The organism is Kitasatospora sp. NPDC057500 (assembly GCF_042802195.1).
In the GTDB taxonomy this organism is placed as follows: Bacteria; Actinomycetota; Actinomycetes; order Streptomycetales; family Streptomycetaceae; genus Kitasatospora.
This window is the reverse complement of record NZ_JBHVER010000052.1, coordinates 15854-42341: the sequence shown is the minus strand read 5'-3', so window position 1 is coordinate 42341 and position 26488 is coordinate 15854. Positions and strand designations below refer to the sequence as shown.

Annotated in this window: 20 protein-coding genes and 1 CRISPR repeat array; of the genes, 7 read left to right on the top strand and 13 right to left on the bottom strand. The window is 74.7% G+C overall.

Going from position 1 to position 26488, the window contains the following annotated elements; genetic code table 11:
• Positions 1 to 46 precede the first annotated feature (46 nt).
• From ACFU74_RS14340 to ACFU74_RS14315, 6 genes are all read right to left on the bottom strand, one after another.
• On the bottom strand, positions 47 to 1219 hold the full coding sequence (locus tag ACFU74_RS14340) for a hypothetical protein (protein ID WP_380756218.1): 1173 nt from the start codon (positions 1217 to 1219) through the stop codon (positions 47 to 49).
• 126 nt (positions 1220 to 1345) lie between these two features.
• A complete protein-coding gene (locus ACFU74_RS14335; protein ID WP_380756216.1) occupies positions 1346 to 2002 on the bottom strand; it encodes an HNH endonuclease family protein in 657 nt (218 codons plus the stop codon).
• 221 nt (positions 2003 to 2223) lie between these two features.
• Positions 2224 to 3075, bottom strand: coding sequence for an iron uptake transporter permease EfeU (gene efeU / locus ACFU74_RS14330; protein ID WP_380756214.1), 852 nt, complete (start codon positions 3073 to 3075; stop codon positions 2224 to 2226).
• Between the two features lie 55 nt (positions 3076 to 3130).
• Complete coding sequence (gene efeB, locus ACFU74_RS14325) at positions 3131 to 4471, bottom strand: iron uptake transporter deferrochelatase/peroxidase subunit (RefSeq protein ID WP_380756212.1); 1341 nt, start codon at positions 4469 to 4471, stop codon at positions 3131 to 3133.
• A gap of 136 nt (positions 4472 to 4607) precedes the next feature.
• A complete protein-coding gene (gene efeO, locus ACFU74_RS14320) occupies positions 4608 to 5750 on the bottom strand; it encodes an iron uptake system protein EfeO (protein WP_380756210.1) in 1143 nt (380 codons plus the stop codon).
• A 394-nt stretch (positions 5751 to 6144) separates the two neighbouring features.
• Positions 6145 to 7029, bottom strand: a complete 885-nt coding sequence (locus ACFU74_RS14315; RefSeq protein WP_380756207.1) for an ABC transporter ATP-binding protein — start codon at positions 7027 to 7029, stop codon at positions 6145 to 6147.
• Positions 7030 to 7439: 410 nt separating this feature from the next.
• Between ACFU74_RS14315 and ACFU74_RS14310 the strand changes: the two genes are divergently transcribed.
• On the top strand, positions 7440 to 8870 hold the full coding sequence (locus ACFU74_RS14310) for a condensation domain-containing protein (RefSeq protein ID WP_380756205.1): 1431 nt from the start codon (positions 7440 to 7442) through the stop codon (positions 8868 to 8870).
• Between the two features lie 160 nt (positions 8871 to 9030).
• Positions 9031 to 11259 (top strand): AMP-binding protein, encoded by a 2229-nt coding sequence (locus tag ACFU74_RS14305; RefSeq protein ID WP_380756203.1) that lies wholly within the window; start codon positions 9031 to 9033, stop codon positions 11257 to 11259.
• Positions 11260 to 11287: 28 nt separating this feature from the next.
• Here the strand turns inward: ACFU74_RS14305 and ACFU74_RS14300 are convergent, their stop codons facing one another.
• Together ACFU74_RS14300 and ACFU74_RS14295 are read right to left on the bottom strand one after the other, a co-directional pair.
• Positions 11288 to 12628 carry a hypothetical protein gene (locus tag ACFU74_RS14300; RefSeq protein ID WP_380756201.1) on the bottom strand — a complete coding sequence of 447 codons (1341 nt, stop codon included), beginning with the start codon at positions 12626 to 12628 and terminating at the stop codon, positions 11288 to 11290.
• 23 nt (positions 12629 to 12651) lie between these two features.
• Positions 12652 to 13083 carry a GNAT family N-acetyltransferase gene (locus ACFU74_RS14295; protein ID WP_380756199.1) on the bottom strand — a complete coding sequence of 144 codons (432 nt, stop codon included), beginning with the start codon at positions 13081 to 13083 and terminating at the stop codon, positions 12652 to 12654.
• A gap of 171 nt (positions 13084 to 13254) precedes the next feature.
• On the opposite strand from ACFU74_RS14295, the gene ACFU74_RS14290 reads away from it, so the two are divergent.
• Entirely contained in the window at positions 13255 to 13878 is a 624-nt protein-coding gene (locus tag ACFU74_RS14290; protein WP_380756197.1) for a dihydrofolate reductase family protein, read from the top strand.
• Positions 13879 to 14045: 167 nt separating this feature from the next.
• On the opposite strand, the gene ACFU74_RS14285 is transcribed toward ACFU74_RS14290, so the two are convergent.
• The 3 genes from ACFU74_RS14285 to ACFU74_RS14275 form a co-directional block, all read right to left on the bottom strand.
• Positions 14046 to 18590 (bottom strand): hypothetical protein, encoded by a 4545-nt coding sequence (locus tag ACFU74_RS14285; RefSeq protein ID WP_380756194.1) that lies wholly within the window; start codon positions 18588 to 18590, stop codon positions 14046 to 14048.
• A gap of 21 nt (positions 18591 to 18611) precedes the next feature.
• On the bottom strand, positions 18612 to 18941 hold the full coding sequence (locus tag ACFU74_RS14280; protein WP_380756192.1) for a hypothetical protein: 330 nt from the start codon (positions 18939 to 18941) through the stop codon (positions 18612 to 18614).
• 229 nt (positions 18942 to 19170) lie between these two features.
• A complete protein-coding gene (locus ACFU74_RS14275; RefSeq protein WP_380756189.1) occupies positions 19171 to 20487 on the bottom strand; it encodes a glycerophosphodiester phosphodiesterase in 1317 nt (438 codons plus the stop codon).
• A 108-nt stretch (positions 20488 to 20595) separates the two neighbouring features.
• On the opposite strand from ACFU74_RS14275, the gene ACFU74_RS14270 reads away from it, so the two are divergent.
• The 3 genes from ACFU74_RS14270 to ACFU74_RS14260 all read left to right on the top strand — a co-directional run bounded on the left by ACFU74_RS14270 (position 20596) and on the right by ACFU74_RS14260 (position 24213).
• On the top strand, positions 20596 to 21222 hold the full coding sequence (locus tag ACFU74_RS14270) for a TetR/AcrR family transcriptional regulator (protein ID WP_380756187.1): 627 nt from the start codon (positions 20596 to 20598) through the stop codon (positions 21220 to 21222).
• Between the two features lie 133 nt (positions 21223 to 21355).
• A complete protein-coding gene (locus tag ACFU74_RS14265; protein WP_380756185.1) occupies positions 21356 to 22426 on the top strand; it encodes an SDR family oxidoreductase in 1071 nt (356 codons plus the stop codon).
• Between the two features lie 103 nt (positions 22427 to 22529).
• A CRISPR array of direct repeats spans positions 22530 to 23047; the repeat unit is 29 nt; unit sequence GGGACCATCCCCGCGTGTGCGGGGAGCAG.
• A 377-nt stretch (positions 23048 to 23424) separates the two neighbouring features.
• Complete coding sequence (locus tag ACFU74_RS14260) at positions 23425 to 24213, top strand: SDR family oxidoreductase (protein ID WP_380756183.1); 789 nt, start codon at positions 23425 to 23427, stop codon at positions 24211 to 24213.
• A gap of 3 nt (positions 24214 to 24216) precedes the next feature.
• On the opposite strand, the gene ACFU74_RS14255 is transcribed toward ACFU74_RS14260, so the two are convergent.
• Positions 24217 to 24858, bottom strand: coding sequence for a class I SAM-dependent methyltransferase (locus tag ACFU74_RS14255; RefSeq protein WP_380756180.1), 642 nt, complete (start codon positions 24856 to 24858; stop codon positions 24217 to 24219).
• A gap of 107 nt (positions 24859 to 24965) precedes the next feature.
• Entirely contained in the window at positions 24966 to 25205 is a 240-nt protein-coding gene (locus ACFU74_RS14250) for a hypothetical protein (protein WP_380756178.1), read from the bottom strand.
• Between the two features lie 333 nt (positions 25206 to 25538).
• On the opposite strand from ACFU74_RS14250, the gene ACFU74_RS14245 reads away from it, so the two are divergent.
• Positions 25539 to 26342: a hypothetical protein gene (locus tag ACFU74_RS14245; RefSeq protein ID WP_380756176.1), complete on the top strand. Its 804-nt coding sequence runs from the start codon at positions 25539 to 25541 to the stop codon at positions 26340 to 26342.
• The last annotated feature ends 146 nt before the right edge of the window (positions 26343 to 26488 follow it).

Below are 26488 nucleotides of genomic sequence, written 5' to 3'. Positions count from 1 at the left end.
CGCCGGGATCACTCCCGGCGGGCGCCGTGCTGTCGGGCACTGTGGCTCAGGATTCGGTGCGGGCCGCCGCGCCGCCGGTGGCGTCCTCCGGCGCGACGTCGCCGCCGGGTGGTCGCCCGACCTCCTTCAGGGTGGACTGGGCCCGTTCGTCGACCAGCCGGGTCACCAGGTGCTGGGCGGCGCCGAAGGCCACGCCCCAGGCGAGGACCTGGGCGCGGCTGTCGAGGTCGCTCAGGCCGGGGACGAAGGCGCCGCGGATCAGCAGCAGGCCGATCAGCGCGGAGAGCGCGCCGGTGGGGAACTTGAGGGCGGCGGCGGCCAGCGGCAGCATGAAGGGCGCGCTGGTGCCCTGGATGCGGCGCAGCGAGCCGATCACGGTGAGCGCGGCGCCCGCCAGGCCGGCCACCTCGACGGTGATGATGTCGCCGCTGGTCGCGTAGTTGCCGGCGATGACGCCCTTGGTGCCCCAGACGAACTCGCCCGACGGACAGACCACCAGCCGGGTCGCGGCGGGGTCGGGCACGACCAGGGCGGGGGCCTGGGTGACGGCGGGGCTGGGGCTGGGGCTGAAGCACAGGCTGAGCGACTTCGGGTTGAACCAGCCGTAGACGGCCAGCCCTGCCACGCCGACCAGGACGCACAGGGTGGCGGCCCAGAGCAGGTTGCGCAGACTGCGCACCCGGGCGTACTCGGCGTCCAGGGCCGCGTAGGCGGCGTCGAGGGTGCGGATCAGCAGGTTGCGGTCGGTTTCCGTGATGTCGGCGGCACCGACGCGTTTGCCGAGCGCGACGGTGCGCAGGTCCTTGCGGCCGAGGTGGTTGCGGGCCATGGCGAGGATGTCGATGGCCCGGTCGGGCAGCAGCGCGGCGGGGACGATCTCCAGCAGCAGGACGTCGGCGGCGCGGACGTTGGCCCAGGCGCCCTCCAGGGCGGTGGCGCCCGACCACGGGCGCCGCCAGTGGAAGCGTTCCACGGTTGCCGCGGCGGCGTTGTCGAGGCGGACGCGCGCGCCGTCGACCAGGACGCGGCGGCGGCACTCGGCATCGACGCAGGAGAGGTTCTCGCAGGTCTCGCGGTCGAGCAGGACGCGCAGGTACCCGATCCGGGCGAGCACGCGCTCGCGCCAGGCGGATCGGGGAGGTCGTAATCTGATGATCTCCCGTACGACGTGCCAGGTGCGGATGTACCACCTGGGCCGGGCGGCGGTGTTGCCGCTCATCTCGACCACGCTCCCAAGCCGAGACGTTCTCTTCCTCCACCGTAGGCCCATTCGCGGGACAATGGGGCACCGGCGCCCCCGTGGTGACGGTGGGGCGCCGGTGCATCACAGTGAGCGAACGTTTCCTCAGCAGCCGCTGAGGACAGCGGAGAGGGCGCTCTTCTCGGTGCTGTCGACCGAGAGGCCGTAGTAGTACTTCACCTGGACCCAGGCGCGGGTGTAGGTGCAGCGGTAGGAGGCCTGCGGCAGCCAGCTGGACGGGTCCTGGTCGCCCTTGGAGCGGTTGGAGCTCGCGGAGACGGCGATCAGCTGCGGGCGGGTCAGGTCGTTGGCGAAGGCCTGGCGCTGGGTGGTGGTCCAGGCCCAGGCACCGGAGCGCCAGGCCTCGGCGAGCGGCACCAGGTGGTCGATGTCGAAGCTCGACGAGGTGGTGGTGGTGACGTTGTCGTAGACCGAGAACCAGCTGCCGCTGACGGCGCCGCAGCTGGAGTCGGTGACGACGTTGCTGCCGTCGCGCTTGAGCACCGTCTCGCGGGTGTTGCAGGCGCCGGAGACGGTGATCCAGTGCGGGAAGAGCGCGCGGTCGTAGGTGCTGGTGTGGGACTCGGCGGCCACCGCGATGGTGGCGAGGTAGCCGCGGGCGGTGGCGGCCGAGACCGGGGTCGGCAGGGCGGCCCGAGCGGTGCCGGCTCCGGTGAGCAGGGTGGTGAGGGCGAGCAGCAGGGCGCCGAGGGCGGCGGCCAGGGCGCGGCGGGGCGCGGCTATGGCGGAGATCGCGGACATGCGGGGGACTCCTGGGTCGAGGAGGGCAGGGGAAAGCCCCCGGGCGGGAACCGGCCCGGGCTGCCAACCAGGATGGGGGCCAAGGGGTTTACGCGGGTAGAGCCGCGAGGTGAACTTTGACCGCGCGTCAGCTGCCGAGCCGTCCGCAAACGCCGATCGCCCCGCCCGGCGGGTGGCCGGAGGGGGCGATCAGGGGTGCTGCGAAGGCCTGAACTCTTCGCTCAGGCGGCCGACTTGGCCTCGTCCGCCGTCGGGGCGACCGGCTTGGCGGGGCGGCTGCCGAAGACCCCGAAGAAGAAGGCCAGCGTCGGCACCAGGTAGGCGAGCCAGACCACCACCTGGAGGACCGTCGGGTCCGGCTGGAAGTTGAACACGCCCTTGAGCAGGGTGCCGTACCAGCTGTCCTTGGGGATGGTGGAGGAGATGTCGAAGGCACGGTCGTGCAGGCCGCCCAGCCAGTCGGCCTCCTGGAGGTCGTGCACGCCGTAGGCGAGCACGCCGGCGGCGACCACGACCAGCATCGCGCCGGTCCAGGTGAAGAACTTCGCCAGGTTGATCTTCAGCGCGCCCCGGTAGAACAGCCAGCCCAGCACCACCGAGGTCAGCAGTCCGAGCGCCGCGCCGATGATCGGGTTGTAGCCGTCCTCGGTGGCCTGCACCGCGGTCCAGATGAACAGCGCGGTCTCCAGGCCCTCGCGGCCCACCGCCAGGAAGGCGGTGACCACCAGGGCGCCGGTGCCCATGGCGAGGGCCGCGTCCAGCTTGCCGTGCAGCTCGACCTTCAGATGGCGGGCCGTGCGGCGCATCCAGAACACCATCCAGGTGACCAGGGCGACGGCGATGATCGACAGCGTGCCGCCGAGCGCCTCCTGGGCCTCGAAGCTGAGCTGGGTCGAGCCGAACTGGAGCACGGCGCCGAAGCCGAGGCTCAGGGCGACGGCCACGCCGACGCCGGTCCAGACCGGGGGCAGCCGGTCCTTGCGGCCGGTCTTGACCAGGTAGGCGATCAGGATGCAGACGACCAGGCTGGCTTCGAGTCCTTCGCGCAGGCCGATCAGGTAGTTGGCGAACACGCTGGCTCCCTGGGGGGTGAAGAGGTGGTACGGGCGAGACGGGCGGGGGGCGGCCTCAGCCGAAGAGGGCCTGGCCCCACCACTCGCCGGGCTTTCGGACGCCCGCGGGGCAGGCGAAGTGGGCCGAACCGACGTGCTGGATGTACTCGTTCAGCGCGTCGGAGGCCGCGAGCCGCTGCTGGAGCGGGACGAACGCCGTGCGGCTGTCGCGCTGGTAGGCCAGGAAGAACAGCCCGGCGTCCAGCCGGCCGAGGCCGTCGGTGCCGTCGGTGAAGGAGAAACCGCGGCGCAGGATCATCCGGCCGTCGTTGGAGTCCGGGTGGGCCAGGCGGACGTGCGCGTCCACCGGCATCGCCTTGAGGTCCGGGTCGTCGTGCTCCTTGGTCCGCCCGTACGGCGCGCCCTCGCCCTTGGTGCGGCCGAAGACGTCCTCCTGCTCCTTGAGCGGGGCGCGGTCCCAGGTCTCGATGTGCATCCGGATCCGGCGGGCGACCAGGTAGGAGCCGCCGGTCATCCACTCCGGTCCCTCGCCGGGGGCGACCCAGACGTGCTCGGCGAGCCCGGCGGTGTCGGTGCCGGCGATGTTGTGGGTGCCGTCCTTGAACCCCATCATGTTGCGCGGGGTCTGGGCGTCCGGGGTGGTCGAGGAGGTCTTGCCGAACCCGAGCTGCGACCAGCGGATGTTGACGGTGCCCATGCCGATCCGGGCCAGGTTGCGGATCGCGTGCACGGCGACCTGCGGGTCGTCGGCGCAGGCCTGGACGCACAGGTCGCCGCCGCTGCGCTGCGGGTCGAGGTTGTCGCCCTTGAACCTGGGCAGGTCGATCAGGGCCTCGGGGCGCCTGGCCCTGAGGCCGAAGCGGTCCACGCCGTCCTTCTCGAACAGGCTCGGGCCGAAGCCGATGGTGAGGGTCAGCCGGGAGGCCGGCAGCCCCAGGGCCTCGCCGGTGTCGTCCGGCGGCGCCTCCGGCAGGCCGTTGGCCGCGCCGCTGCCGACCTCGCGGCCGCCGGTCATCGCGGCGGCGGCCTTGGTCCACTCCTTCAGCATCCGGACCAGCGAGTCGCGGGTGGCGGACGAGGAGACGTCGAAGGCGGCGAAGTGCAGCCGGTCCTGGACGGGGGTGGCGATGCCGGCCTGGTGGTCGCCGTAGAAGGGGATCTCCGCGCCGGCCGTGACCGGGGCGGCCGGGGTGTCGTCGTCCTGGCGGGTGGCGGCGGCGACCGAGCCGACGCCGGCCGCGCCCAGGGCGACCCCGGCCCCGGCCCAGCCGATCACGGCGCGGCGGCTGACCGCGGTGCGCCCGGTGCGGCTCGCGGGGGCGGTGTCGGCGGTGACGTCCGTGGCGGCGCCGCTGTCGGCCGGCGTCCCGTTCTGCTGCTGGTTCTCGGCGTCCATCGGCGGGCGGGCCCTTCTCTGTGCTGGACTCACGGACGCCGCGGCGGCCACCGGGGCCGCCACGGCGCAGTGCGGGCGTGGTGCGCGGGTACGGTGCCCGGTGCGCGCCGCGGGCGGGCGCACCGGGCTGCGGGCACTACTTCGCGACCACCGCGGCGGCCAGCTTCGACAGCGGCTCGCCCAGCGCGTTGACGGCGTCGGACAGGACCTTGCGCTCCGGCTCGGCGACCTTGTCGTAGGAGGTGTAGGTGCCGTCGGTCTGCTTGTACTTGGCGAGCAGCGTCTCGATGGCGGCGAACTCGGAGTCCAGCGTCCTGGCCAGCTCGGCGTCCTTCTCCGAGGCGACCGGCTTCAGCAGCTCGTAGGCCTTCTTGGCGCCCTCGACGTTGGCGGCGAAGTCGGCCAGGTCGGTGTGGCTGTAGCGCTCCTCCTCGCCCGTGACCTTGCCGGTGGCGACCTCGTCCAGCAGCTCCTTGGCGCCGTTGGCCATGCTGGTCGCGGTGATCTCCGCCTCGGGGATCTTCTTCTGCCAGTCCTTCAGGTCGGCGACCAGCTGGTCGGCGAGCTTCTTCTCGGCGTCACCGATCGCGCCGTCGGCCCACAGCGACTTCTCCAGCTTGTGCCAGCCGGTCCACTCCTGGCCCGGCTCCAGGCCGTCCTCGCGGGCGTCGGTCTTCGGGTCGACGTCGCCGAAGCTCTCGGCGACCGGCTCGGTGCGCTCCCAGCCCATCCGCGACGGGGCGTAGAGCGACTTGGCCTTCTCCAGGTCGCCGGCGTTGATCGCGGCGGCGAACGCCTCGACGGCCGGGATGGTGAGGTCGGCCTGCTCCTGGGCGTAGGTGCGGTAGGCGTCGACGGCCGCGGTCAGCCGCGGGTCGGCCGGGGCGGCCGAGCCGCCGTCGCCGGTGACGGTGATCTTCTGGCGGATGCCGTCGCCGACCATTCCCGGCTTGCAGGCGATCTCGTACGTGCCGGCCTTGATCTCGGCGGTGATGCTCGCCTTGGTGCCCGGGCCGATGTTCTCGCGCTCGGTGACGATCTTGTCGCCCTCGGCGTAGACGTAGACCTCGGTGACCTTCGAGCCCTTGTTGGCGATGTCGAGCACGACGTGGCCGGCCGGGAAGCTGGTCTTCGAGACCTCGCAGGCGGTGTCGGTGGCGTTCACCTTGACGGCGTCCGACGATGCCTTGTCGTCCTTCTTCTGCGAGCAGCCCGCCAGTGCGGCGGTCGCCACGGCGAGGGTGAGCAGCACGGCTGCGGTGGAACGACGGGCGGGCATGCGGGCTCCAGCGGTCAGGGCAGGGTGTTTCAGGGCAGGGCTGAGCACGGGTGGGAGTTCTGGCACCGAAGGGCAGCCCACCCACTTAGCTAAGGCATACCTTAGGGATATCGGATTTTGCCGTCTACACCGGGGGCGGTCACGAAACGGTGCAGGTGGGAGTAGGCCTGCGGGCTCCCGACGGTCGGTCCACCGACGATTTTCGGCCACCGGGGGCGCATCGGGGCGTGGCGAGAATGGCAAAGAAGTGGTAAAGGGGCGCGCACCGGCGGTGCGCGCCCCTTCCGCAGGCCTTTCGCAGGCCTTTCGCAGGGCCCCTCTCGCAGGCCCTTTCCTGGCCCCTCTCGCAGTCCCTCTCGAGACCCGCCGATTCCTGGCCGCCGCCCGTCCGGCGTCAGAGCGCCTGGGTGCGCCCGAACCGCCGGGGCGCGGCGGCCCGGGCGGTCCAGCGGCCCTCGTGCCGGGTGATCCGGATCGGGTGCCCGAAGGTGGCGCTCACCAGATCGGTGGTCATCACCTCGTCCACCGGCCCGGCCGCGACCGTCTCCCCGTCACGCAGCAGCAGAGCGTGCGTGGTGGACTCCGGCAGCTCCTCCAGGTGGTGGGTGACCAGCACGCTGGCCAGCTCGGGGTGCTGGTGGCGCAGCAGGTCCAGGCTGTCCAGCAACAGCTCGCGAGCCGTCAGGTCGAGCCCGGTGGCGGGCTCGTCCAGCAGCAGCAGCCGCGGACTCGGCATCAGCGCGCGGGCGATCAGCGCCCGGCCGCGCTCCCCCTGGGAGAGCGTGGTCCACGCCGACTCCGCCGCCGCCGTCATGCCGAGGGTGTCGATCAGCAGCTCGGCCCGGTCCAGCTCCTCCGGGGCGGGCTTGCGGTGCAGGTCCGGCTCGATGGTGTTGGTCACGCCGGTCAGCACCACCTCGCGCACCGTCAGCGGCGAGCGCAGCGGGTGGCGGGGGTTGACGTGGCCGAGATGGGCCCGCAGCCCGCGAATGTCGACCCGGCCGAGCCGGCGGCCGAGCACGTCCACCTCGCCCCGGGTGGGGTGGGAGACGGCGCCGAGCAGGGCGAGCAGGGTGGACTTGCCGGCACCGTTGGGGCCGAGCAGCGCCCAGTGCTCGCCGGGGTGGATGGCGAGGTCGATCCCGCGCAGCAGGTGGCGCCCGTCGCGGACGACGTCGACGGCCCGGGTTCGCAGCAGCGGCTCGGCGGCGGACGGTTCAGCGGCAGACGGCTCGGCGGCGGACGGTTCAGCGGGCGGGCGCGGGTCGGGCGTGCTCATGCGGGCGGTCCTCCTGGTGGTCCGGTGCCGGGCAGGGTCACGGGCGCGGCGCCGCCACCGGACGGGCCGGCGCCGACCGTCCGCGTGCAGAGTACAACCGTTCGCCCGGACGGCAGCCCGGGCGTCCGAGCGCTGGACACCACCGCCGGGGAGTGCGGCGAGCCGATCAACAGTTTGCCGAATACGCGGCGCTACGCTCTGCAGTGGATCGGGTGCCCATTGCGATCCCCCCCCGTTGAAACAACGGCGGCCGGGGCTTCTTCGCCGCGCCTTCGAGGCATTCAAGTCCGGGGCGCACGACGGCAGCAGGAGAAGGGACCGGACAAACCCGTTCGCCCTGATCGCAGCCCACTGGTCCGCGGAAGACCCGCCCCTTCATCCGGAAGAGAAGCACCATGCGCCAAGTTCCTTTGGAAACGGCCGATATCGCGCCGGGGCACGTTGTCGAGTGGCGCATCAGCCCGCCGAACCCGGCCTGCACGGACCACCGCGGGACGCGGAACCGGCGAAGCGCGTCGTTCAACCAGGACAAGCACCATGCGCTGATCGACGAATCCCGCAACACCGAAGAGCCCCTGGCCTCATGGCTGGCCGTCACGTTCGAGATCCGGGGAACGCTCAACCGCGCGGCGCTGGAGGAGGCACTGCTCTTCCTGATCCGGCGGCACGACGTGCTGCGCTGCGAGTTCCAGCGGCTCCTCGGCGACCTCTCCTACGCCGTGCACCGGCCGGACGCCATCGAACTCGAAGCCGTCGACATGGGCGAGTTCGACACGTCCCAGGAGATCCGCGCGTTCCTGTCGGACGGTTTCCAGAAGGGCATCGACACGATGGCCTGGCCGCCGTACGTCATGGGCGCCGTCATCCGGGACACCGGCTCGACCACGGTGTACCTCGCCTTCGACCACATCGTCTCCGACGGCATGTCGATGCCGAACGTGGTCCGCGATGTCGAAGTCGCGTACGCCGCGTACTGCCGGGGCGGGGAGCCCGACCTCCCGTCCCCCGGGAGCTACCTGGAGTTCGCCCGGGAGCAGCGCCGGAGCTACGCGTCCATCGGCGTCGACGACGACCGGCTCGCCTACTGGAGGGCTTTCATCCGCCGCAACGACGGCGTCTTCCCGCGCTTCCCGCTGGACCTCGGGGTCGAGCCCGGCCGGCTGTACCCGGTGGTCAACGACACCGCGACCCTGCTGGACGACCGGCAGGCCGAGGCGCTGGAGGCCCGCTGCCGGGACGTCGGCGGGAAGCCGTTCATGGGACTGCTCGCAGCGGTGGCCGTGGCCCTGCGGGAGGAGGGCGGCCCGGACCGGTACCGGGCGCTGATGCCGCTCAGCGAGCGCGGCCGGGGCACCTGGCGGAACTCCCTCGGGTGGTTCGTGAACACCCTGCCCATCGAGTTCGCGGTGGCCCGGAACCTCGACTTCGCCCAGCTGATCGCCGGGGTCCGGGACGGCTTCACGACCATGATGGAGAGCATCGACGTGCCCTTCATCCGGGCCTGGGAACTCCTCGCACCGGAGCACTTCACCGGACGCTGCTGGCCGTTCCCGGTCAACTTCGTCTCCTACATCGACATGCGGAAGTGCCCGGGAGCCGAGCACCACCCGCGGTGGCGGCCGACGGCCTACGTGTGGGTGTCGCGGGTGAACGGCAGCACCTCGTGGTTCCAACGGGACTCCACCGGTCTGCACATCAACTCGATCTACGTCGACACCCCGCAGGCCCACCGGACCATGGCCGGCCTCCTGCACACCCTGCGCGAGACCCTGCGGGTGATGGCCGAACCCGTGGTGCTCGCGGGCCCCAGGGGGGTGGCCGACGTCCTGCTGAAGGCCTGAGGGCACCGGTCCGCTCCCGCACGCCCCTGTTCCCGGAGGGGAGTCGGCGGCACCATCGGGGAACCGGGGCGGGACACCGGGAGGGGGAACCGGAACCGGGCGCCGGAGCGTGGAAGCGGTGCGGGACGCACCGGGTCGGGCCGGGTCGAAGGGGGCGGGCATGGCAGGGACGGGAGAACCGGTCGAGGCCGGAACGGGACGCGCCGGGACGCTGCCCGGACGCTTCGAGGAGCACGCGCGGCGCACCCCCGGGGCGGTCGCCGTCCGGTGGGCCGGGCGGGAGCTGACCTACGGCGAGCTGGACGCGCGGGCCGACCGGCTGGCCCGCCACCTGGCCGTCCTCGGGCTCGGCCCGGGCGGCCGGGCCGCGGTCGCGGTCGGCCGGGGCACCGGGGTGTACGTCGCCCTGCTGGCCGTGCTGAAGGCGGGCGCCGCGTACGTGCCGCTGGAGCCGGGCGCGCCGGACGCGCTGCTGCGGCACGTGCTCGACGAGGCCTCACCGGCCGTGGTCGTCACCGAGGAGGCCCACCGGATCCGGCTGACCGACGCCGGCGCGCGGGCGCTGGTCTGCGTGGACTCGGCCGCCGCCGACCTGCCGGAGCTGCCCGCCGGGCCGCCCCCGGTGCCGGTCCGGCCCGAGGACGCGGCGGTGGTGTTCACCACCTCGGGCACCACCGGCGCGCCGCGCTGCGCGGTGGTCGAGCACCGCAACCTGCTGACCGCCCACCACGGGTGGAGCGAGGCCTACGGCCTCTCCCCCGCCGACCGGGTGCTGAGCACCGCGAGCCTGGAGTTCGACGTCTTCACCGCCGATTGGGTGCGCGCGCTGTGCTCGGGCGCCACCCTGGTGGTCGCCCCGCGCAATCTGACGCTGGACCGCGGCGCCGACGTCGCCGACCTGCCGGCGCTGGTGGCCGCCGAGCGGATCACCGTGTTGGAACTGAACGTGCGCACCGCGCGCCGCCTCGCCGCCCACCTCGCGGCGGCGGGCGGAGCGGCGGAAGGCGGCGCGGAAGGCGCGGAAGGCGGCGCGGAAGGCGGCGCGGAAGGCGGCGCGGAAGGCGGCGCGGAAGGCGGCGCGGAAGGCGGCGCGGAAGGCGGCGCGGAAGGCCTGCCGGGCCTGCGGCTGCTCACCGTCGGCGCCGAGAAGTGGTGGCCGGACGAGCACCTGGCGCTGCGGCGGCTGCTCGGCCCCGGCACCCGGGTGGTGCACGTCTACGGGCTCGCCGAAGCCGCCGTGGACAGCACGTACTTCGAGCTCCGGAGCCTCCACGAGCCGCCGAACAGCGGTTCGGAGTCGGTGGTGGGCGTGCCGTTCCCCGGCACCCGGGTGTACGTGCTCGGCCCCGACGGCGCCCCGCACACGGACGGCACGACCGGTGAGATCGCGCTCGCCGGTCCGGGCCTCGGCCGGGGCTACCTCGGCCGGCCCGAGGAGACGGCGCAGCGGTTCGTCCGGGCGGACTTCGACCCGGACGGGCGGCTGCTGCTCACCAGGGACCTCGGCCGGCTCGCACCGGACGGCACGCTGCGCTTCGTCGGCCGGGCGGCGGGCGTGGTCGGGCCGCAGGAGCGGCCGTCGTCCTCCACCGTGGTGGCCCGGGTGAGCGCGGCGGCCCGCGCCGAGGCCCGGCTGCGCGCGCACCCTGGGGTGCGGGAGGCGGCCGTCACCGAGGTCGAGGTGGCGCCCGGCCGGCGGGAGCTGGTCGGCTACGCGGCGACCGCGCCCGGCACGCCGGGCACCGACGGCTGGTCGCTCTCCACCCACCTCGCCGTCCACCTGCCGAAGGACGGGACGCCCGCCGCCGTCGTCCCGCTGCCCGAACTGCCACGCACCCGGGCCGGCAAGCTCGACCGGGGCGCGCTGCCGCTGCCCGCGCCGGTCGGCCACTCCGCGCCGCACCGGGCTCGCGGTGGCAAGGGGTACCGGGGCAAGGGCGGGGGCGGCGGGGCGGCCTCCCCGGAGACGCGGACCGGCTGCGCGGTGCTGATGCTGGCGGTGCCGTTCGCGGTGGCCGCGTGGCTGTTCACCGGGCAGTTGTGGCCGGGCTCCACGGACGTCTCGCTGGTGCCGTCCCCGTACGACGCCTTCTTCCGCGGGCTGTACCTCTTCGAGTGGGCCTCGTTCGGGCTGGGCACGGCCTGGCTGCTGGTCGGCGCCCCGGCGATCGGCCGCCTCGGACGCCCGCCCGGGCTCTCGTTCGCCGCCCACCTGTCGGTGTTCTGGCTGCTGGCGGCGTGGTGGCCGCAGGACAACCTCTACCGGACGGCCGACCGCACGGTGTTGGCCACCGAGGTGTGGCTGGTCTACGTGTTCAATGTGGCGCTGATGGTCGCGGCGGCCGTCGTGGTCCGCTTCCTCGCCTGGCAGCCGAAGGAGCCGCGCTGACCGTGCCGCCGTCGAGCCGACCGCCCGGTCAGCGCAGCGCCTCGAACATCCGGCCCAGTGCGTGGTGGGCCGAGCCGAGCAGGGCCTGCGCCGCCTCCAGCGCCTCGGCGTCGCGCGCGGCGAGCGCCAGGCCGACGGCGGGCTCCGGCTCGTAGCAGGCCGTCACGATCAGCGGCAGGACGGTCGCGCCGAGCCGCGCGCACTGCGGGCGCAGCCGCTCCAGGTGCCCGAACAGCGCCTCCTGGGAGAGCCGGGCACCGAGCGGCATGGCGTCCAGGGTGCGCACCAGGTGGCCGGGGCCGCGCACCTCGTCCAGGCGGTGGCGCAGCACGAAGGCGATCGCGGGGCCGGTGAGCCGCAGATTGGCCTCGGTCGGGGCGAGCCTGCGCTCGCGGTCGGTGACGAAGTCGACGTCGAACCAGCCGCGGTGGCCGGCGGCGGCCAGCCGCTCCCCCACCGCGAGCCCGAACCGTTCGGCGACGGCCGCGGCGCCGGGCGGCACCACGTCCGGACCGACCGTCACGCCCTGGTAGCGGGTGCCGTCGACGGCCATCTCGCCGACGCCGACCGGGTGCACCCGCCCGTCGGCGCCGATCACCGCGTCGAAGGTGAGGTCGCGCAGCCGGCCCGAGCCGGCCGGTCCGCCGTCCACGTACTCCTCCAGCAGCAGCTCCCCGCCGGGCGGCAGCACGTCCTCGCGGACCAGGCGGCGCAGCAGTGCCCGGGCCCCGCCGGCCGCGAGCAGTTCCTGCGGGGTGACCACGGCGGTGCCGTAACCGCCCACGCCGTGCGGGGACTTGAGCACGGTGGTGAGGCCCCGGGCGGCGCGGGAGGTCAACCGGCGGGCGGCGCGGCGCGGGGTGTCGGCGCGCTCCTGGCCGGGCACCCTGATGCCGGGGTGGCCGGGGGCGAGGGCGGTGAACAGTTCGTGGGTGGCCGCCTTGGACTCGTAGCGGCGCACGGCCGCGAGCTCCGGCCCGTCGCCGAGGTCGGGGGTGCGGCCCCAGTGCAGCACCGGCCCGGGGTCGCCGGCGAGCCGTCCGGCCAGGGCGGGGCGGGCGGCGAGGGCGTCGGCCACCGTACTGCCGGGGGCGATGCCGGCGTGGAACTCGACCGGTCCCCAGTCGAGTTCACGGGCGAGCAGGTCGATCCAGGCCCGGTCGACCTCGGCGGGCAGCACCAGGGCGGCGGGGTCGGGGCCGTAGGCGACGGCGAGGCCCGCGTAGTGGTGGGCCTGGCGCAGCCGGCGGGCGCGGCGCTCGGCGTCCGGCGGCTCGTCCTCCTGGCGGAACTGCTCGTTGAAGTCGGCGACGTTGCCGATGTGCACGGCGCGCCGTCCGCCGGTCCAGGCCCCCACCCATCCGTCCATCCCGCGAGCGTACGGCAGGGCGCTCAGAGGCGGATCAGGCCGGCGTCGGTCGCGCGGAAGCCGCAGGCGTCGAGGTAGTAGTCGCGCAGACGGGGTTCGAAGTCGACGTGCAGCCAGTCGCAGCCCGCCGCACGGGCGTTGTCGGCGGCCGCGGCGACCAGCCGGGTCCCGGTGCCGCGCCGCCGGACGGCCGGGTCGACGGCGGTGTCGAGGAGGAAGGCGTGGACGCCGCCGTCCCAGAGGACGTTGACGAAGCCGAGCAGCGGGCCGTCCGCGGCCGGGCGGGCGCAGACCCAGCCGAGGCTGTGGCGCTCCAGCCGGGCCCGCCAGGGGGTGGGCGGGCGGTCGGCGTCGACCGGGTAGCCGAAGGCGGCGGCGTGCAGGGCGTCGAGTTCACGGTCGGTGAACCCGCCCCGCCAGAGGAGGTCGAGGGGTGCGGGCCGGGGAGTCGTCATGGCAGGAGCCTAGGAGCATCGCCGGCAGGCCGCCCCCGCCGGCGCGGCCCCTCGTCCCCGCGGAGGGGCTGCCGCCGGGCGCCGCCGCGACGGCGTGGCGCGGCGGCGACGCGACGGCCGGTCTGGGATCTTGGGTCCCCGGGGGGCGACATCCGACCGGGGAGACCCTTCATGGCCAAGCTCGTGCTGACCACCTTCCTGACCCTCGACGGCGTGATGCAGGCCCCCGGCGGGCCGGAGGAGGACCGCGAGGACGGCTTCGCCCACGGCGGCTGGCTGTTCCCGTTCGCCGACGAGGAGTTCGGCGCCCTGATGAACGCGGTGATCGGCCGCGCCGGCGCCTTCCTGCTCGGCCGCCGGACGTACGACATCTTCGCAGGCTACTGGCCGAAGGCGACCGACCCCGAGGACCCGATCGCCGTCCCGCTCAACGCCCTGCCCAAGTTCGTCGCCTCGACCACCCTGCGCGACCCCGCCTGGCACAACACCACCGTGCTGACGGGTGCCGCCCCCGGCGGCCTGGCGGGCGAGGTGGCCGCGCTCAAGGACCGGCTGGGCGACACCGAGATCCAGATCCACGGCAGCGGCGCCCTCGCCCGCGCCCTGATGCCGCACGGCGTCATCGACGAGTACCACCTGGTCACCGCCCCCGTTCGGCTCGGCACCGGCCACCGCCTCTTCCCCGAGGCCGGCCCGCCCACCGCCTTCCACCTCGCCGGCACCCGCACCACCCCCTCCGGCGTCACCGCCCACACCTACCGCCCGACGGGCCCGGCGAGCTTCGGCACGTTCTAGGGTCCCGGCGCCATGCCGGAAGGCGGTCCCCCCGGAAGGGCGCGACCAGCACCCCGGAGGAGCCGGAGCCACCGGCTCCTCCAGGACGAGCGGAGTGCTGGACCGACGCCCGGGACGCCTTCCCCGGGACGCCTTCCCCGGTACGGCCGCTCCCGTTCGCGGCCCGGTCAGGGACCGTTGGTGTCCTTGCGCCACAGCCGCCGACCGGTGGGCGGCGGTGGAGGCTGCTCGGCGAGCGCGGTCAGCAGTCGGCGGTTCCCGTAGCCCGATTCCTTCAGGGCCTGCCGGATCTCGGCCAACTCCGCGGCACGGGACGCGCGGACCGCCCCGACGGCCTGTTCGAGCTCCCGCTTCGGACCGTACCGGTCGAGGTGGGCCAGGAAGGCGGCGACCTCCGCGGCCCGCTGCCGGCGGCAGAAGCCGCCGATCAGACGGAGGCGGAGCGCCGACCGCACACCCGTGCCGGCCAGCCTCGCGACCACCTGGGCGGCCCGGCTCCCGCTGCGCCCGACAGCCACGACGGTGTCGATCAGCACCTCGGCGCTCCTCCGGTGACCGGCCCGCTCCAGGCCGTCGATGAGGTCGGCGGTCGTGTCCCGGGTGACCACGGACTCGGCGATCAGCGCCGCCGCACCGTCCCCGGCCTCCAGCAGTTCGGCGATTCTGGTCACCGGCTCGTCGGCGACCACGCTGTCGACGATCCGGACCGCCTCGTCCGGGTGCCCCAGCCGGCCCAACTCCGCCAGGACCTGCCCGAGTTCAGCACACGGCCGGACGGCCGCGAGGATCCGCCCCGGCTCGGTCCACCCGCCGGGTTCGCCGGCCAGGGCGATCAGCAGCTCGGCGACGGCTGCGGGCGACCGGTACAGGGCCGCCGCGCCCAGCGCCGCCCGGGCCGTGGCGGCACCGGCGGCGAGTGCGCGCGGCGGGCCGTCCGCCCCGGACGCCCGCAGCAGCGCCTTCCGGCCGGGCTTCGGCGGCGTCCCCGGCAGCTGCCGGTACCACGGGAGGACGTCCGTCTCCCCCGGGAGCCGGTCGAGCAGGAAGGCGGCGTACCGGAACCAGCCGAGCGCGTGCATCTCCAGCCACTGGGTGCAGGCGTCCGGGGTGTGCGCGAGCGCCCGCAGGACGGGGACGGCGCCCTCGTGCAGGCCCTGGTCGTGCAGGCGGTGCAGGAGCTCCATCGCCCAGGCGGCGGAGTGCAGGTCCAGGGTCAGGGTGTCCAGCGCCGCCCGGCGCCGGACGTCGTCCTCCTGCTCCAGGGTGGCGAGCAGCCGAGCGAGCCCCTTCGTCGAGCGGGACCAGGGGGCGGCCTTGAGGACGGTTCCCGCGAGACGCCTCCGCCCGCCGACGAGCAGCTCGACCAGCACGGCCCAGCAGAGGTCCGGCGGGAGGAACCGGCCCAGGTACTCCGCGAACGAGAGGCCCGCCTCCCCCGAGTCCCCGAACTCCCACAGGATCGCGGTGATCTCCCTCGGCGGACGCTTCGCCGTAGCCTCGCAGAGCACCCCGAAGAAGTACGTGCCCCGGAACCCGGCCAGCAGCCCGCAGACGGCCGAGGGCGGCTGGAAGCAGCCCAGCTGCTCGAACACGGCGAAGCTCTCCTCACGGCAGCCGAGCCGCTCCAGCTCCCCGAGGAGTTCGCCCACCTCCCACGCCCGCATCGGCGTGTCGTCCCCGAAGGCGTCCAGCACGTACCGGGTGCCCGCCGCCGCCCCGGTCAGGCGGGTGACCTGGAACAGGGCGGGCGCAGCGCCCCGAACGGCGGCCACCAGGCTGAGGCCGAGCCGGTGCCGGGCGCGGCGGGCGTTCAGTTCCTGGAGCAGGGCGTCGATCTCGTGGACCGGTCTGGCCCCGACGAACGCGCCGAGCAGGGCGGTGACGTCGTAGAACGCGAGGGCGCCCGGCCGTTGGGCGTCGAGGATGACCAGCAGCTCCGCCACGTCCGCCGGCGAGCGCCGTTCGACCGCCCTGCGGAGGATCTCGGCGCCCTCGGCGTGCGGCCCCGGTCCGTCCGGGTGCCGGGCCAGCTCAGCGGCCAGCTCGGCCAGGTAGGCCACCGGCCGGTCCTCGGTCGCCTCGACCAGCAGGCGCCTGCCGAGTTCCGGCTGCGGGTGCTGCGGGTGGGCCAGCAGGCCCGCACCGAGCAGGGCCACCCCCTTCGGGCCCCGTTCCTCGGCCACCCTGATGAGCAGTTCGGCGGCGGAACCGTGCAGGCCCTCGGCCGCCAGCAACCGCGCGATCCGCTCCGGGCGATCCGCGACCGGGCTGAGCCCCAGCCGACCGATCAGTTCCTCCTCGGCGGCCTCCCGGCCGGGCGCCCGGAGTTCGGCGAGCACGGCGACGAGTGCCTCGTCGTCCGACCCCGCGACCACCTTCTCCGCCATCCGGTGGCCGACGGTGCCGCGCAGGCCCTCTCCGCAGGCCAGGTGGAGCAGTTCGGCGAGCCGGTCCGGGGCCCGGTGGGCCGCGAGGAGGTCCTTCAGGAAGGCGGACCGGTCCTGGTCGCCGGCCCTCGCCAGCACGGGCAGGAGGTCCGCCGCCCCCCGCTCACGGACCAGCGCGCGCCGGAAGCGGCCCGCGGCGCCGGTGAGGCCGCGCTCACGGAGTGCCTTGACCAATGGCACGGCCTGGTCCAGCGGATACGAGGGGCCCAAGGACGACATGACCGTCTTGACGAGGCCTCTGGCGTTCCCGAGGTGTCCGAGGTGCCCGAGGTGTCCGAGGAACGCCACCACCTGGGCCGGGGGCTGCTCGGAGAGCTCGCGGCAGACGGGTGCCAGCAGCTCGGCGGGCCCCTCCCGGTCGAGCAGGAGGACCAGTTCGGCCGCCCGTTCCGGGCGGAAGGGCCGGACCGCGCGGGCCGCCACCGCCTCGGCGTCCTCCGTCGCACCGCCGTGCGCCAGACGCTTCAGCGCCACGCACACGTCCGCCGTCGGGAGCCGGCCGATCTCCTCGTGGACGGTGTCGCGGTGGTTCGCCAGACCGGCGGCACGCAGCGCCGGCGAAAGGGCGTGCCGGTCCCCGGTGGCCACGGCGGTCCTGAGGACGAAGGCGGCGTCCTCGGCGAAGCCCGGGTCCTCGACGAAGCCGGCGTCCTCGGCGAAGCCGGCGCGCGAACGGCCCGCAGCCAGCCAGGCGACGATGCCGTCCGCGGGCCCCGTCGCGAGGAGCGTCAGCACGGCGGTGCGGTGCTCGGCCCGACCTGCGCGCCCGAGCGCCTCGACGAGGCCGTCCACCGCTTGCGCGCCGTACCCGGTGACCGCCTCCCGCAGCAGCTCACGGGCCTCGGCCGCCAACTCCGCGGCGTCCAGCGCGGCCAGCAGCGGCGGCAGGTCCTCCACTGGCCGTGGCGTCGAGAGGACCGACTTCGCCTCGGCGCCGAGGTCCGCCTGCTTCAGCACGACCACGCACGCCGCCAACTCGGCCGGCGGCAGGCCGCCCAGCACCCCGAGGACCGTCCCGCGCAGCGTATCGGCGCTCTCCGGCGGCAGGCCGAGGGCGCCGAGCGCGAGGAGCAGCTCGTCCGCCGGACGTCCGGTGGCCGCCGACTCCAGCACCCGGTGCGCGACCGCTGTCCGGCCTCCGTCGCACAGGGCGGCGAGCAGTTCCATCAGCGGGGCGACCGGCCGCCGCAGGCCCGCGGCCGTCCACATCGCGGCGGCGGCCCCCGGGGCGAGGGGCAGGGAGCAGAGCCAGAGCAGGTCGGCCACGGGGCCGACGGCCGCGCACTCCTCCAGGAACCCGGTCCGCCCGGTGGTCTGCAGTTCGTGGACGGCGCGGCCGAGCAGCTCCTGCGGGTCCACGGGCGGAGCGGCCGTGCCGTCGGAAACGGGGTGGGCGGCGACGGCGGCGTGGGCGGCGACGGCGGCGTCGGCGGGGTGGGCGGCGAGCGGTTGCAGGACCGGCGCCGATCCGCCCGCCCCGCCGGCGGGCGGGGCGACGGCGCGCCGGGCCGGGCCCGCGACCAGGAACGCCGTCTGGTCGACGTCGGTGAGGACCCGGACCTGCTGCGGCCGGCCCTGCTTGCCGTAGCGCTCGTGGTACTCCTGGATCCGGGCCTGGGTGCCGACGCGCAGCTGCTCCAGGTTCAGCGGCCCGTCGTGCGCCAGCAGCACGTCCAGGACGGCGCGCGAGAACAGGCTGAACGAACCTCCCCCGGTGTCCTGCCGGAGGTCGTCGGAGCCGACGAAGCGCGCGTACTCACCGGGTGAGCACGCGTACAGGTGGGCGACGCTGCGGCCCGCGACGACCAGGGCCTCCCGGGTCCCCCAGCCGATCGTGCCGCTCATGAAGTCCTGCCGGACGCCGTTGCGGCAGGCGTCGATCAGGAACAGCACCTGGGCGGCCGGGGTCCGCTCGACCTCGTACTTCCAGTCGATGGCGACGCAGCCGGACCACGGCGGCTCCACCCCCGAGTGCAGGTCCTCGGGGACCAGGTAGTCCTTGCCCTCCGCGTGCAGCCCGTGGCCGCTCAGGCAGATCAGCACCGTCTCGCCGCGCCGGGCGGTCCGCAGGAAGTGGCCGACCTCGCCGTTCACGAAGTTGGCTCCGACCTGGCCCCTGGCCGGGGGCAGCACCACCCGGAAGCCGCGCGCCAGCAGGGCCTCGCCGAGCCGTTCGAGGTCCCGCGGGACGAAGGGCAGGGGCGTGAAGCCCGCGAGGTCGTAGTCGCCGGCGCCGAGCAGCAGCGCGGCGAACCCCCCGTGCATCGAGTGCGGCCCCGTCGTGCGTCAGCGGCCGAAGACGAAGGTGATCCCGCGCGTGCCCTGCACCTGGGAGCTGCCGATCAGCTGCACGCCGCCGGAGGCCGAGACCTGGAAGCTCAACTGCACCTCCTTGAGCGGCATCGGGCCGCCGCGCTCCGCGATCTGCTCGAACAGCGCCTGCAGCGCGTCGACGGTCTCGGTGAGGTTGCTGCGCAGGGCTCCGAGCGGGACCCGGCGCAGGACGGCCTCGCGGTCGCGCCGGAAGACGCCCATGGTGTCGCCGTCCTCCTCGTCGTCCTCGGTGACCCAGAACTCCAGGGAGTCCAGCTCCGTGATCTCCGGCCCGTCCGCCATGTCTCCCCCACCTCAACGGTCCACGTGCCTGTGCGGCTGCGGCGCGCCGGGGCGCACCGATGCGCAAGGATAGCCGCCGGAGGTCGCGGGTTGGAGCCCGGTCCTCCGTTCCGGTCGGGATGATTGACGGTTCGTCAGCGAATGGGCCGTCGGCCGCCGCCCCGTCACCGGGCGCCCTGCCGGGGGTCGCCACGCCGCGATGCCGCCACTGTGTTACGCCGCCACGCCGCTACTGGTGTGCGGAGAGCCAACCCGCGAGCTCGGCCGGGCGGTTGGTGATGATGCCGTCGACTCCGGCAGCGTCGAGGGCCTTCCACCGGGCGGCGGAGTCGACGGTCCAGACGTTGACCGCGACGCCCGCCGCGTGCAGGGCCGCGACCACCTCCGGGCGGGCCGCGAGGGCTTCGTCGGCGGGGTGGTAGGCGGCCAGCCCGAGCTCCCGGGAGAGGGCCACCGGATCGTCGTCGAGGCTGCTGCGCAGCAGGGCGAGCGGCAGTTCGGGGGCGAGTTCGCGGGTGTGGCGCAGGGCGTCGGCCTCGAAGCTCTGGACGAGGACCCGGTCGGCCATCTCGTGGTCGCGGACCTCCTGGACGATGCGGGCCACCTCGTCGCGGGTGTGCGGGCCCTTGATCTCCAGCAGGAGGTTGCCGCCGCGGGTGCGCAGGTCGTCCAGTTGGGCGGCGAGGCTCGGCAGCCGCGCGCCGGCCGCGGTCGGGGCGAACCAGGAGCCGGCGTCCAGGCCGTCCAGTTGGGCGGCGGTCAGGTCGCGGACGGCGCCGGTGCCGTTGGTGGTGCGGTTCACCGTGTCGTCGTGCAGGACGTACGGCACGCCGTCGCGGCTGGGTCGGACGTCGTTCTCGATCCAGTCGGCGCCGGCCCGGCGGGCGACCTCGTCGGCGAGAAGGGTGTTCTCGGGCGCGGCGGAGGAGGCACCGCGGTGGGCGAACACGGCGAGCGGCGCGCCCGGCTGGCGGACGAAGGCGCCCGGGGCGAGCGCGGTCACCCTGACGTCGTCGAAGGACACCGCCGAGCCGTCGACCAGCAGTGCCTGGCCGTCGTCGGCGCTGCGGGCGACCCGGGTGGAGCGCACCACCTCGCGCCCGTCGACGCTCCAGCGGGCGGTGGTGCCGTGCACCTCGACGGCGATCCGGACGTCGCGGCCGGCCGCGTCGGTGGCGTTCCGGCTGAACTCCAGGCCGAGGGCGGTCCAGCGGACGTCGTCGACGGCGGTCTCGAAGCGGGCGGTGACCTCGATGCGGAAGTCGTCGAGGTGGCGGCCGAAGGCGATCCTGGTCTGCCGGCCGGCGTCGGCGGAGGTGCCGACCAGCCGGCCGCCCTCCACCTTCCAGTCACCCTCGACGGCGCTCCAACCGGTGGGGAGTCCCGGGCCGTTGAAGCCCTCGTCCACGACCGCCTCGCCGGGTCCGGCGGAGACGGCGCGCGGCGCGGTCAGCGCGACGGTGGAGACGCTCAGCGCCAGCAGCGCGGCGAGCATGCCGGTGCGGCCGTTCTGCGGACCGGGGCTCGACGGGTGGCTCTTCGTCATGCGCCGAACGGTATGCGATGGGGGGCGGCGTCAGAAACCGTCGCCACGTCAACTTTGGTCGACATAAGGCATCGACAGGAATATGCAGACCGGTCTACAGTTTTCTTCATGGGAGTCAAAGGCGAGGAGACCCGCGCCCGGCTGATCGCCGGGACGCGGAACCTGATCGAAGCACACGGCTACTTCGGCACCGGCCTCAACCAGATCGTGGCGGAGAGCGGCGCACCACGCGGCTCGCTCTACTTCCACTTCCCCGAGGGCAAGGACCAGCTGGTCGCCGCCGCGCTCACCCAGGCCGGCCAGGAGGTCTCGGACCTGCTCGCCGCAATCGTGCGCGAGGGTGCCGACACGTCCACCGCGCTCACCGCCCTGGCCCGGACCTTCGCCGACCGCCTCACACAGTCCGAGTTCACCAAGGGCTGCCCGGTCGCGACCGTCGCCCTGGAGGTCGCGGGGGGCAACGAAAGCCTGCGCCAGGTCTGCGCGGAGGTGTACGCGGGCTGGCAGCGCGTGCTCGCGGGGCGGCTGGCGGCCGAGGGCTTCGAGGCCGCCGAGGCGGACGTCGCGGCCGGCCAGGCGCTCGCCCTGCTGGAGGGTGCGGTGCTGCTCGCCCAGGTGCGCCGCTCCGTGGAACCGCTGCTCGACGCCTCCCACGCCGTACGCCACCTCATCACCGCACACCGGGACCGGGTCCCGGCCTCGGTCCCGGCCCCGGTCCCGCAGCCCACCCGCTGACGCAAGCTGCGGGCGAGCGCCGCTCGGGCGCCCGTCCGCACCTTTTGCGCCAAAAAATATGCAGACCGGTCTACTTAGTAGCTCCGGGCATGCGTCGAAAATATACAGACCGGTCTACTGAATCGGAGCCACCATGAGCACCGCACCACCGCCGCCGACCACCCTCGTCCTCGGCGCCACCGGGTTCCTCGGCCGGTGGCTGGTCCTCGAACTCCTCGCCCGCGGCGAACCGACGGCCGCCGCCTTCCGCCCCGGCACCGCCCGCGACCGCGAACTCCGCCACTGGCTGCGCGCACACGGCGCCGACGACCACCCGCTCACCACCGTCGCCGCCGACCTCACCCGCCCCGGCCTCGGACTCACCCCCGAGGACGACGCCTGCCTCGCCGAGGTCCGCGACGTCCACAACCTCGCCGCCGTCTTCCGCTTCGGCCTCGACCGCGCGACGGCACACGCCGCCAACGTCGACGGCGCGCTCAACGCCCTGCACTGGGCCGCCGGGCGACCGCGCCTGCGCAGACTGGTCCACGCCTCCGGGTACCGCGTCGGCCGCCATGCCGCGCCCCGCCACCCGCTTCCGCCCGCCGAGGCCGACACCCTCTACGCCCGCCTCGGCGCGTACGAGGCGTCCAAGCAACTCGGCGACGCCGCCGTCCGGGTGACCGCCGGCCGACTCGGCGTACCGCTCACGACGGTCAACCCGAGCAGCGTCATCGGTCACTCGATCACCGGCGAGTCCGGGCAGTACCTAGGACTCGCCGGCCTGGTCCGCCAACTCCACTCCGGCCGCCTGCCGCTGCTGCCGGGCACGGCCCGCACCTTCGTCCCCGTGGTGGCGATCGACCATCTGGCCCGGTTCCTCGCCGCTGTCCCGGAGCACGACACCGGACCGGCACACGCCCACACCGTGCTCGACCCGGCCACCCCGCCCCTACCCGAAATGATCACACTGCTCGCCGACCACCTGGGCGTGCGCGCACCCCGGGGCCGGGTCCCCGTCGGCATCGTCCGACGACTGCCCCGCACACTCACCGGCGCCGACCCGGAGACCCTCACCTTCCTCTCCGAGGACCGCTACGACACCACCTCCGCCGACCACCTCGCCCAGGCCGCCGGCCTCCACCACCCACCCGTGGCCGAAGTCCTCCGCCACTGGGCCACCCGCCTGGTCGCCGACAACTTCGGCGCGGCAACCCCTTCCTGACCACCATCGCCCCCGCCACCACCCGAGTCCGGCCGAGCACCCGACCACGCCCCCACATACGCAGGGAGCCGTCGCCGAACGGCGCGCGGGGCGTAATGGCCACGGAACCATCCCCACGTGCGCGGGGAGCAGCGGTTCGACGAGGTCGGGCACGCCGCCGGCGAGGGACCATCTCCGCATGCGCGGGGAGCAGCTGCGGGCCAGCGCCAGGATCTTGGGGTCGCCGGGACCATCCCCGCGTGCGCGGGGAGCAGATGATGCGGCTGGTGGCCTTGGCCGCGGTGGTGGGACCATCCCCGCGTGCGCGGGGAGCGGTCGGCGAGGCGGCGGTCGAGGCGCAGCTCCATGGGACCATCCCCGCGTGTGCGGGGAGCAGACCTTCTCGCCATAGGCCATGTGCACCTCCGTGGGACCATCCCAGCGTGTGCGGGGAGCAGCGGCTCCTGGATCTGGTCCGGCACCGTGTTCCTGGGACCATCCCCGCGTGTGCGGGGAGCAGCCGGCCGTGGCGCTGGTCGTGATACCGGCGAGGGGACCATCCCCGCGTGTGCGGGGAGCAGAGCTCGCCACCGGCGTACGCGGCGTAGTCCGGGGGACCATCCCCGCGTGTGCGGGGAGCAGAGTTCGCGAACTGGGGCTTTATGTGGGGGCGGGGCGGGATTCTGCAACTTGTTGAGATTCGGGCATATCGGATCTTTGGGATAGTTCTTGCGGTGCAAGGGAAGCCTAGCCGGGTTCGCCTGAGGTGGTGGGCGGCTTGGGTGGAGTAGGAGTCGGCCACCCCGACTTCCTACTCCACCCAAGCGGGCGAGGGGTGAGCATCGCGAACGGATGCGAGTGGTCTCGTAGGTGTGGGACGGCGGTGGAGATCTGGCTTGGGGCAGCGGGACGCGAGATGAACCGTCGGGTTCGGTCGCGGGTCGCCGATGATGATGGCCAAGGAAGTGGTGGCGTAGGTTATTTGACGTTCCGACATACAAGAAGGATGATCACTCCTCATGACGGTCGCCCACGAACCCCCGCAATCCCCCGCCTCGCGGCCCGTGGTGCTGGTCACCGGTGTCGGGCGGACGGTCGGGATCGGGGCCGGTATTGCGTGCAGGCTCGCCGAGGACGGCTGGGATGTCGCCTTCACCTACTGGACCCCCTACGACCGCCGGATGGCCTGGGGTGCCGAGCCGGGTGCCGCCGAGGCCGTCGCGCGGGCGCTTGCCGACCGGGGGGCGGCGAGCGCGGCTGTGGAGGCCGACCTTGCCGAACCGGTGGCGCCGGCGGCCGTGTTCGACGAGGTGGAGCGGCGGCTCGGCGGGGTGACGGCACTGGTGCTGGGCCACTGCGAGAGTGTCGACTCCGGTCTGCTCGACACCACGGTGGAGAGCTTCGACCGCCACTTCGCCGTCAACGCGCGGGCGAGCTGGCTGCTGATCCGGGAGTTCGGGCGGCGGTTCGCCGGGCCCGTCGGCAGTGGCAGGATCGTCGCGCTCACCAGCGACCACACGGCGGGCAACCTGCCGTACGGCGCGAGCAAGGGGGCGCTCGACCGGATCACCCTCGCCGCGGCGCAGGAGCTGGCCCACCTCGGGGTGACCGCCAATGCGGTCAATCCCGGCCCGGTGGACACCGGATGGATGACCGAGGAGATCCGGGCCGAGGTCCTCGGACGCACGCCGCTCGGCCGTCTCGGCACTCCCGAGGACACGGCGAACCTGGTCGCCTTCCTCTGCTCGCCGCAGGGCCAGTGGGTCAACGGCCAGCTGCTGCTGAGCAACGGGGGCTTCGCGGGCTGACGTTCAGGAGCGGCCGGCGCCCGCGAGGACCAGGACGGTCCAGTGGACGTCGGAGCGGCCGTGCAGGTCGGGGCGTTCGGTGTGCAGCAGGGGGTGCAGACCGCGGGCACGCGCGAGGGCGATGGCCTCGGCGGCCGGGGCGTCGTACATCCGGCGCCCCGCCGGGACGGGGCCGTGGCGCACGGAGAGGAAGAGGCTGCCGCCGGGGGCGAGCAGGGCGGTGAGCGCGTCCATGGCCGACGGGCGCTCGTCGGGGGCCAGGTGCATCCAGACGGCGGTCAGCAGGACGACGTCGAAGCGCGCGCCCTCCGCGCCGAGCCGGGGCAGCGCGGGCAGTGCGTCGTCGACCCAGCGGACGCCGCTGCCGGCGTGCCGGTGCTCGCCGATCCGGCGCAGCTCGGCGGTGGGTTCGGCGGCGACCACGCGGTGGCCGAGGGCGGCCAGCGCGGCGGCGTCGCGTCCGCTGCCGGCGCCGACGTCGAGGACGTCGGCGGGCCGGGACGGGAGCAGGTGCAGGGCCTCGCGGTGGACCTCGGCGAAGGTGACGGCCTCGTACTGCGCCGCCAGCCGTTCGGCCTCCTCGCCGTAGCCGGCGGTGCCCGCCGGACGGTGACGGTCCGTGCCGCGCGTCTCCCCCGTGACCACGGCCGTTCCCCCTCCGCCCTCCGTACGCGCACCCGGCGTCAACCGGGGCCGTCGCGGCCGTCAAGCAGCCGCGTCAACCGTACCCCGGATGGCCGTCACACTTGGGGTCAGGCCTCACCGGGGTGCCAGGCGGGCCATTCCCACGGGCGGTCCGCCCATGCGACGAGGACCGGGTCGCGGGGGTCGAGGTCCGGGAACAGCTGCTTGATCCGCGGTTCGAACTCCTCCGGGCCGAGCGGCTCCCAGCCGTGGCCCTCGAAGCGGACCAGCCGGTAGCGGCTGTCGGTGCGGAACTCGGCGACCTCGACCTGAGGCTTCCCCGTGCCGGACGGGCTGTTGGTTTCCATGCCCCCAAGCATGTGGCGGACCTCCGGGGAGCGCACCCGGGGACCGGCAGGCAGCGTACGGCCGGGGCGCGAGGCGGCCCGGGCGCGCCCCGGGGCCCACTTCCGGGTCATGTCCCGCCGTCGGCGCGCTCGTTGAGTACGGCGAGCGGGGGCCCTGCGGCGGTGCCGGACCGGCCCCGTTCCCGTACGACCGGGCCGTCCGCGACGGGCGGGCCGCCGGGGAGCCGGAGCAGGCGACGGCAGGAGGACGAGGACATGAGCGGGCAATCGGCAGGCGGCGGGACACCGGCGAGCGGGGGTCCGCCGCCGCGCGGGCCGGTGGTGGGCGGCCCGGTGTCGGGCAGACCGCCGTCGGCGGGCCGGGAACGGCCGCCGGGCCCGGGCACCACCATGCCGTCCGGCACCGTGCAGTGGCAGTGGCCCGCGCACGCGTGGCAGCCGCCGCCGGTACCGGCGCCGCCCACGACGCCCGGCGAGCCGCCGGCCTGGGAGGCGCTGGCGGCGGCGGCCGAGACGGCCCGGCGACGGCGACGGCGGATGTGGGTGGCGGGCTCGGCGGGGATCGTCGCCGGGCTGGCGGCGGTACTGGCGATGTGCGGCCCCGGGCCGGGCGAGGAGTCGTCCGGGGTGGCGGCGTTCCCGGCGCCGTCCTTGGCCCCGCCGCTGCCGCCGTCCCCGGTCGCCTCGCCGGCGGCCGACCGGCTGCCGGTGCCGGCCCCCTCCCCGCTGCCGCCGCCGACGACGACGGGCGGCGAGGGCGCGCGGCTGGAGACCACGGGTCCGGCGAGCACGACGGCCACCGCGAGCCCGGACGGTGCGGCGGGCACGGCGTCCGCCCCGCAGGCGGGAGCCCGGGCCGACGGCGCGGAGCGCTCCGCGTCACCGCGCCCGAAGGCGAGCCGCACGCCACGCCCGGCGCCCTCCAAGACGGCGGGCGCCCCGGCCGGCGGCCCCGCCCCGGCGCCCGCTCCGGCGCCCGGCGCCGGCGCCGCGCCCTCCCCCGGCGCGAACACCCCTGCGGGCGCGCTACCGGGAGCGGGGGCGGGAACGGACACCATCTGCGACCAGGCGGAGCGGTTCGGCCGCTGGGCGGCCGGCTCCGAGCAGGCCCGCCTCTGCCGCAGCATCTACGGCTGAGCGGGCGTCCCCGTGGCACGGCGGCGGCCACCGCCTCCGGCAGCGACGAACCGTCGACCCGCGCCTCCCGCCGTTCCCCGGCCGCCATGCCCCGCGCGCCGCAGTGGCGTCGAGCAGGGCCCGGACGGCTCCCGGTTCGTGCAGGT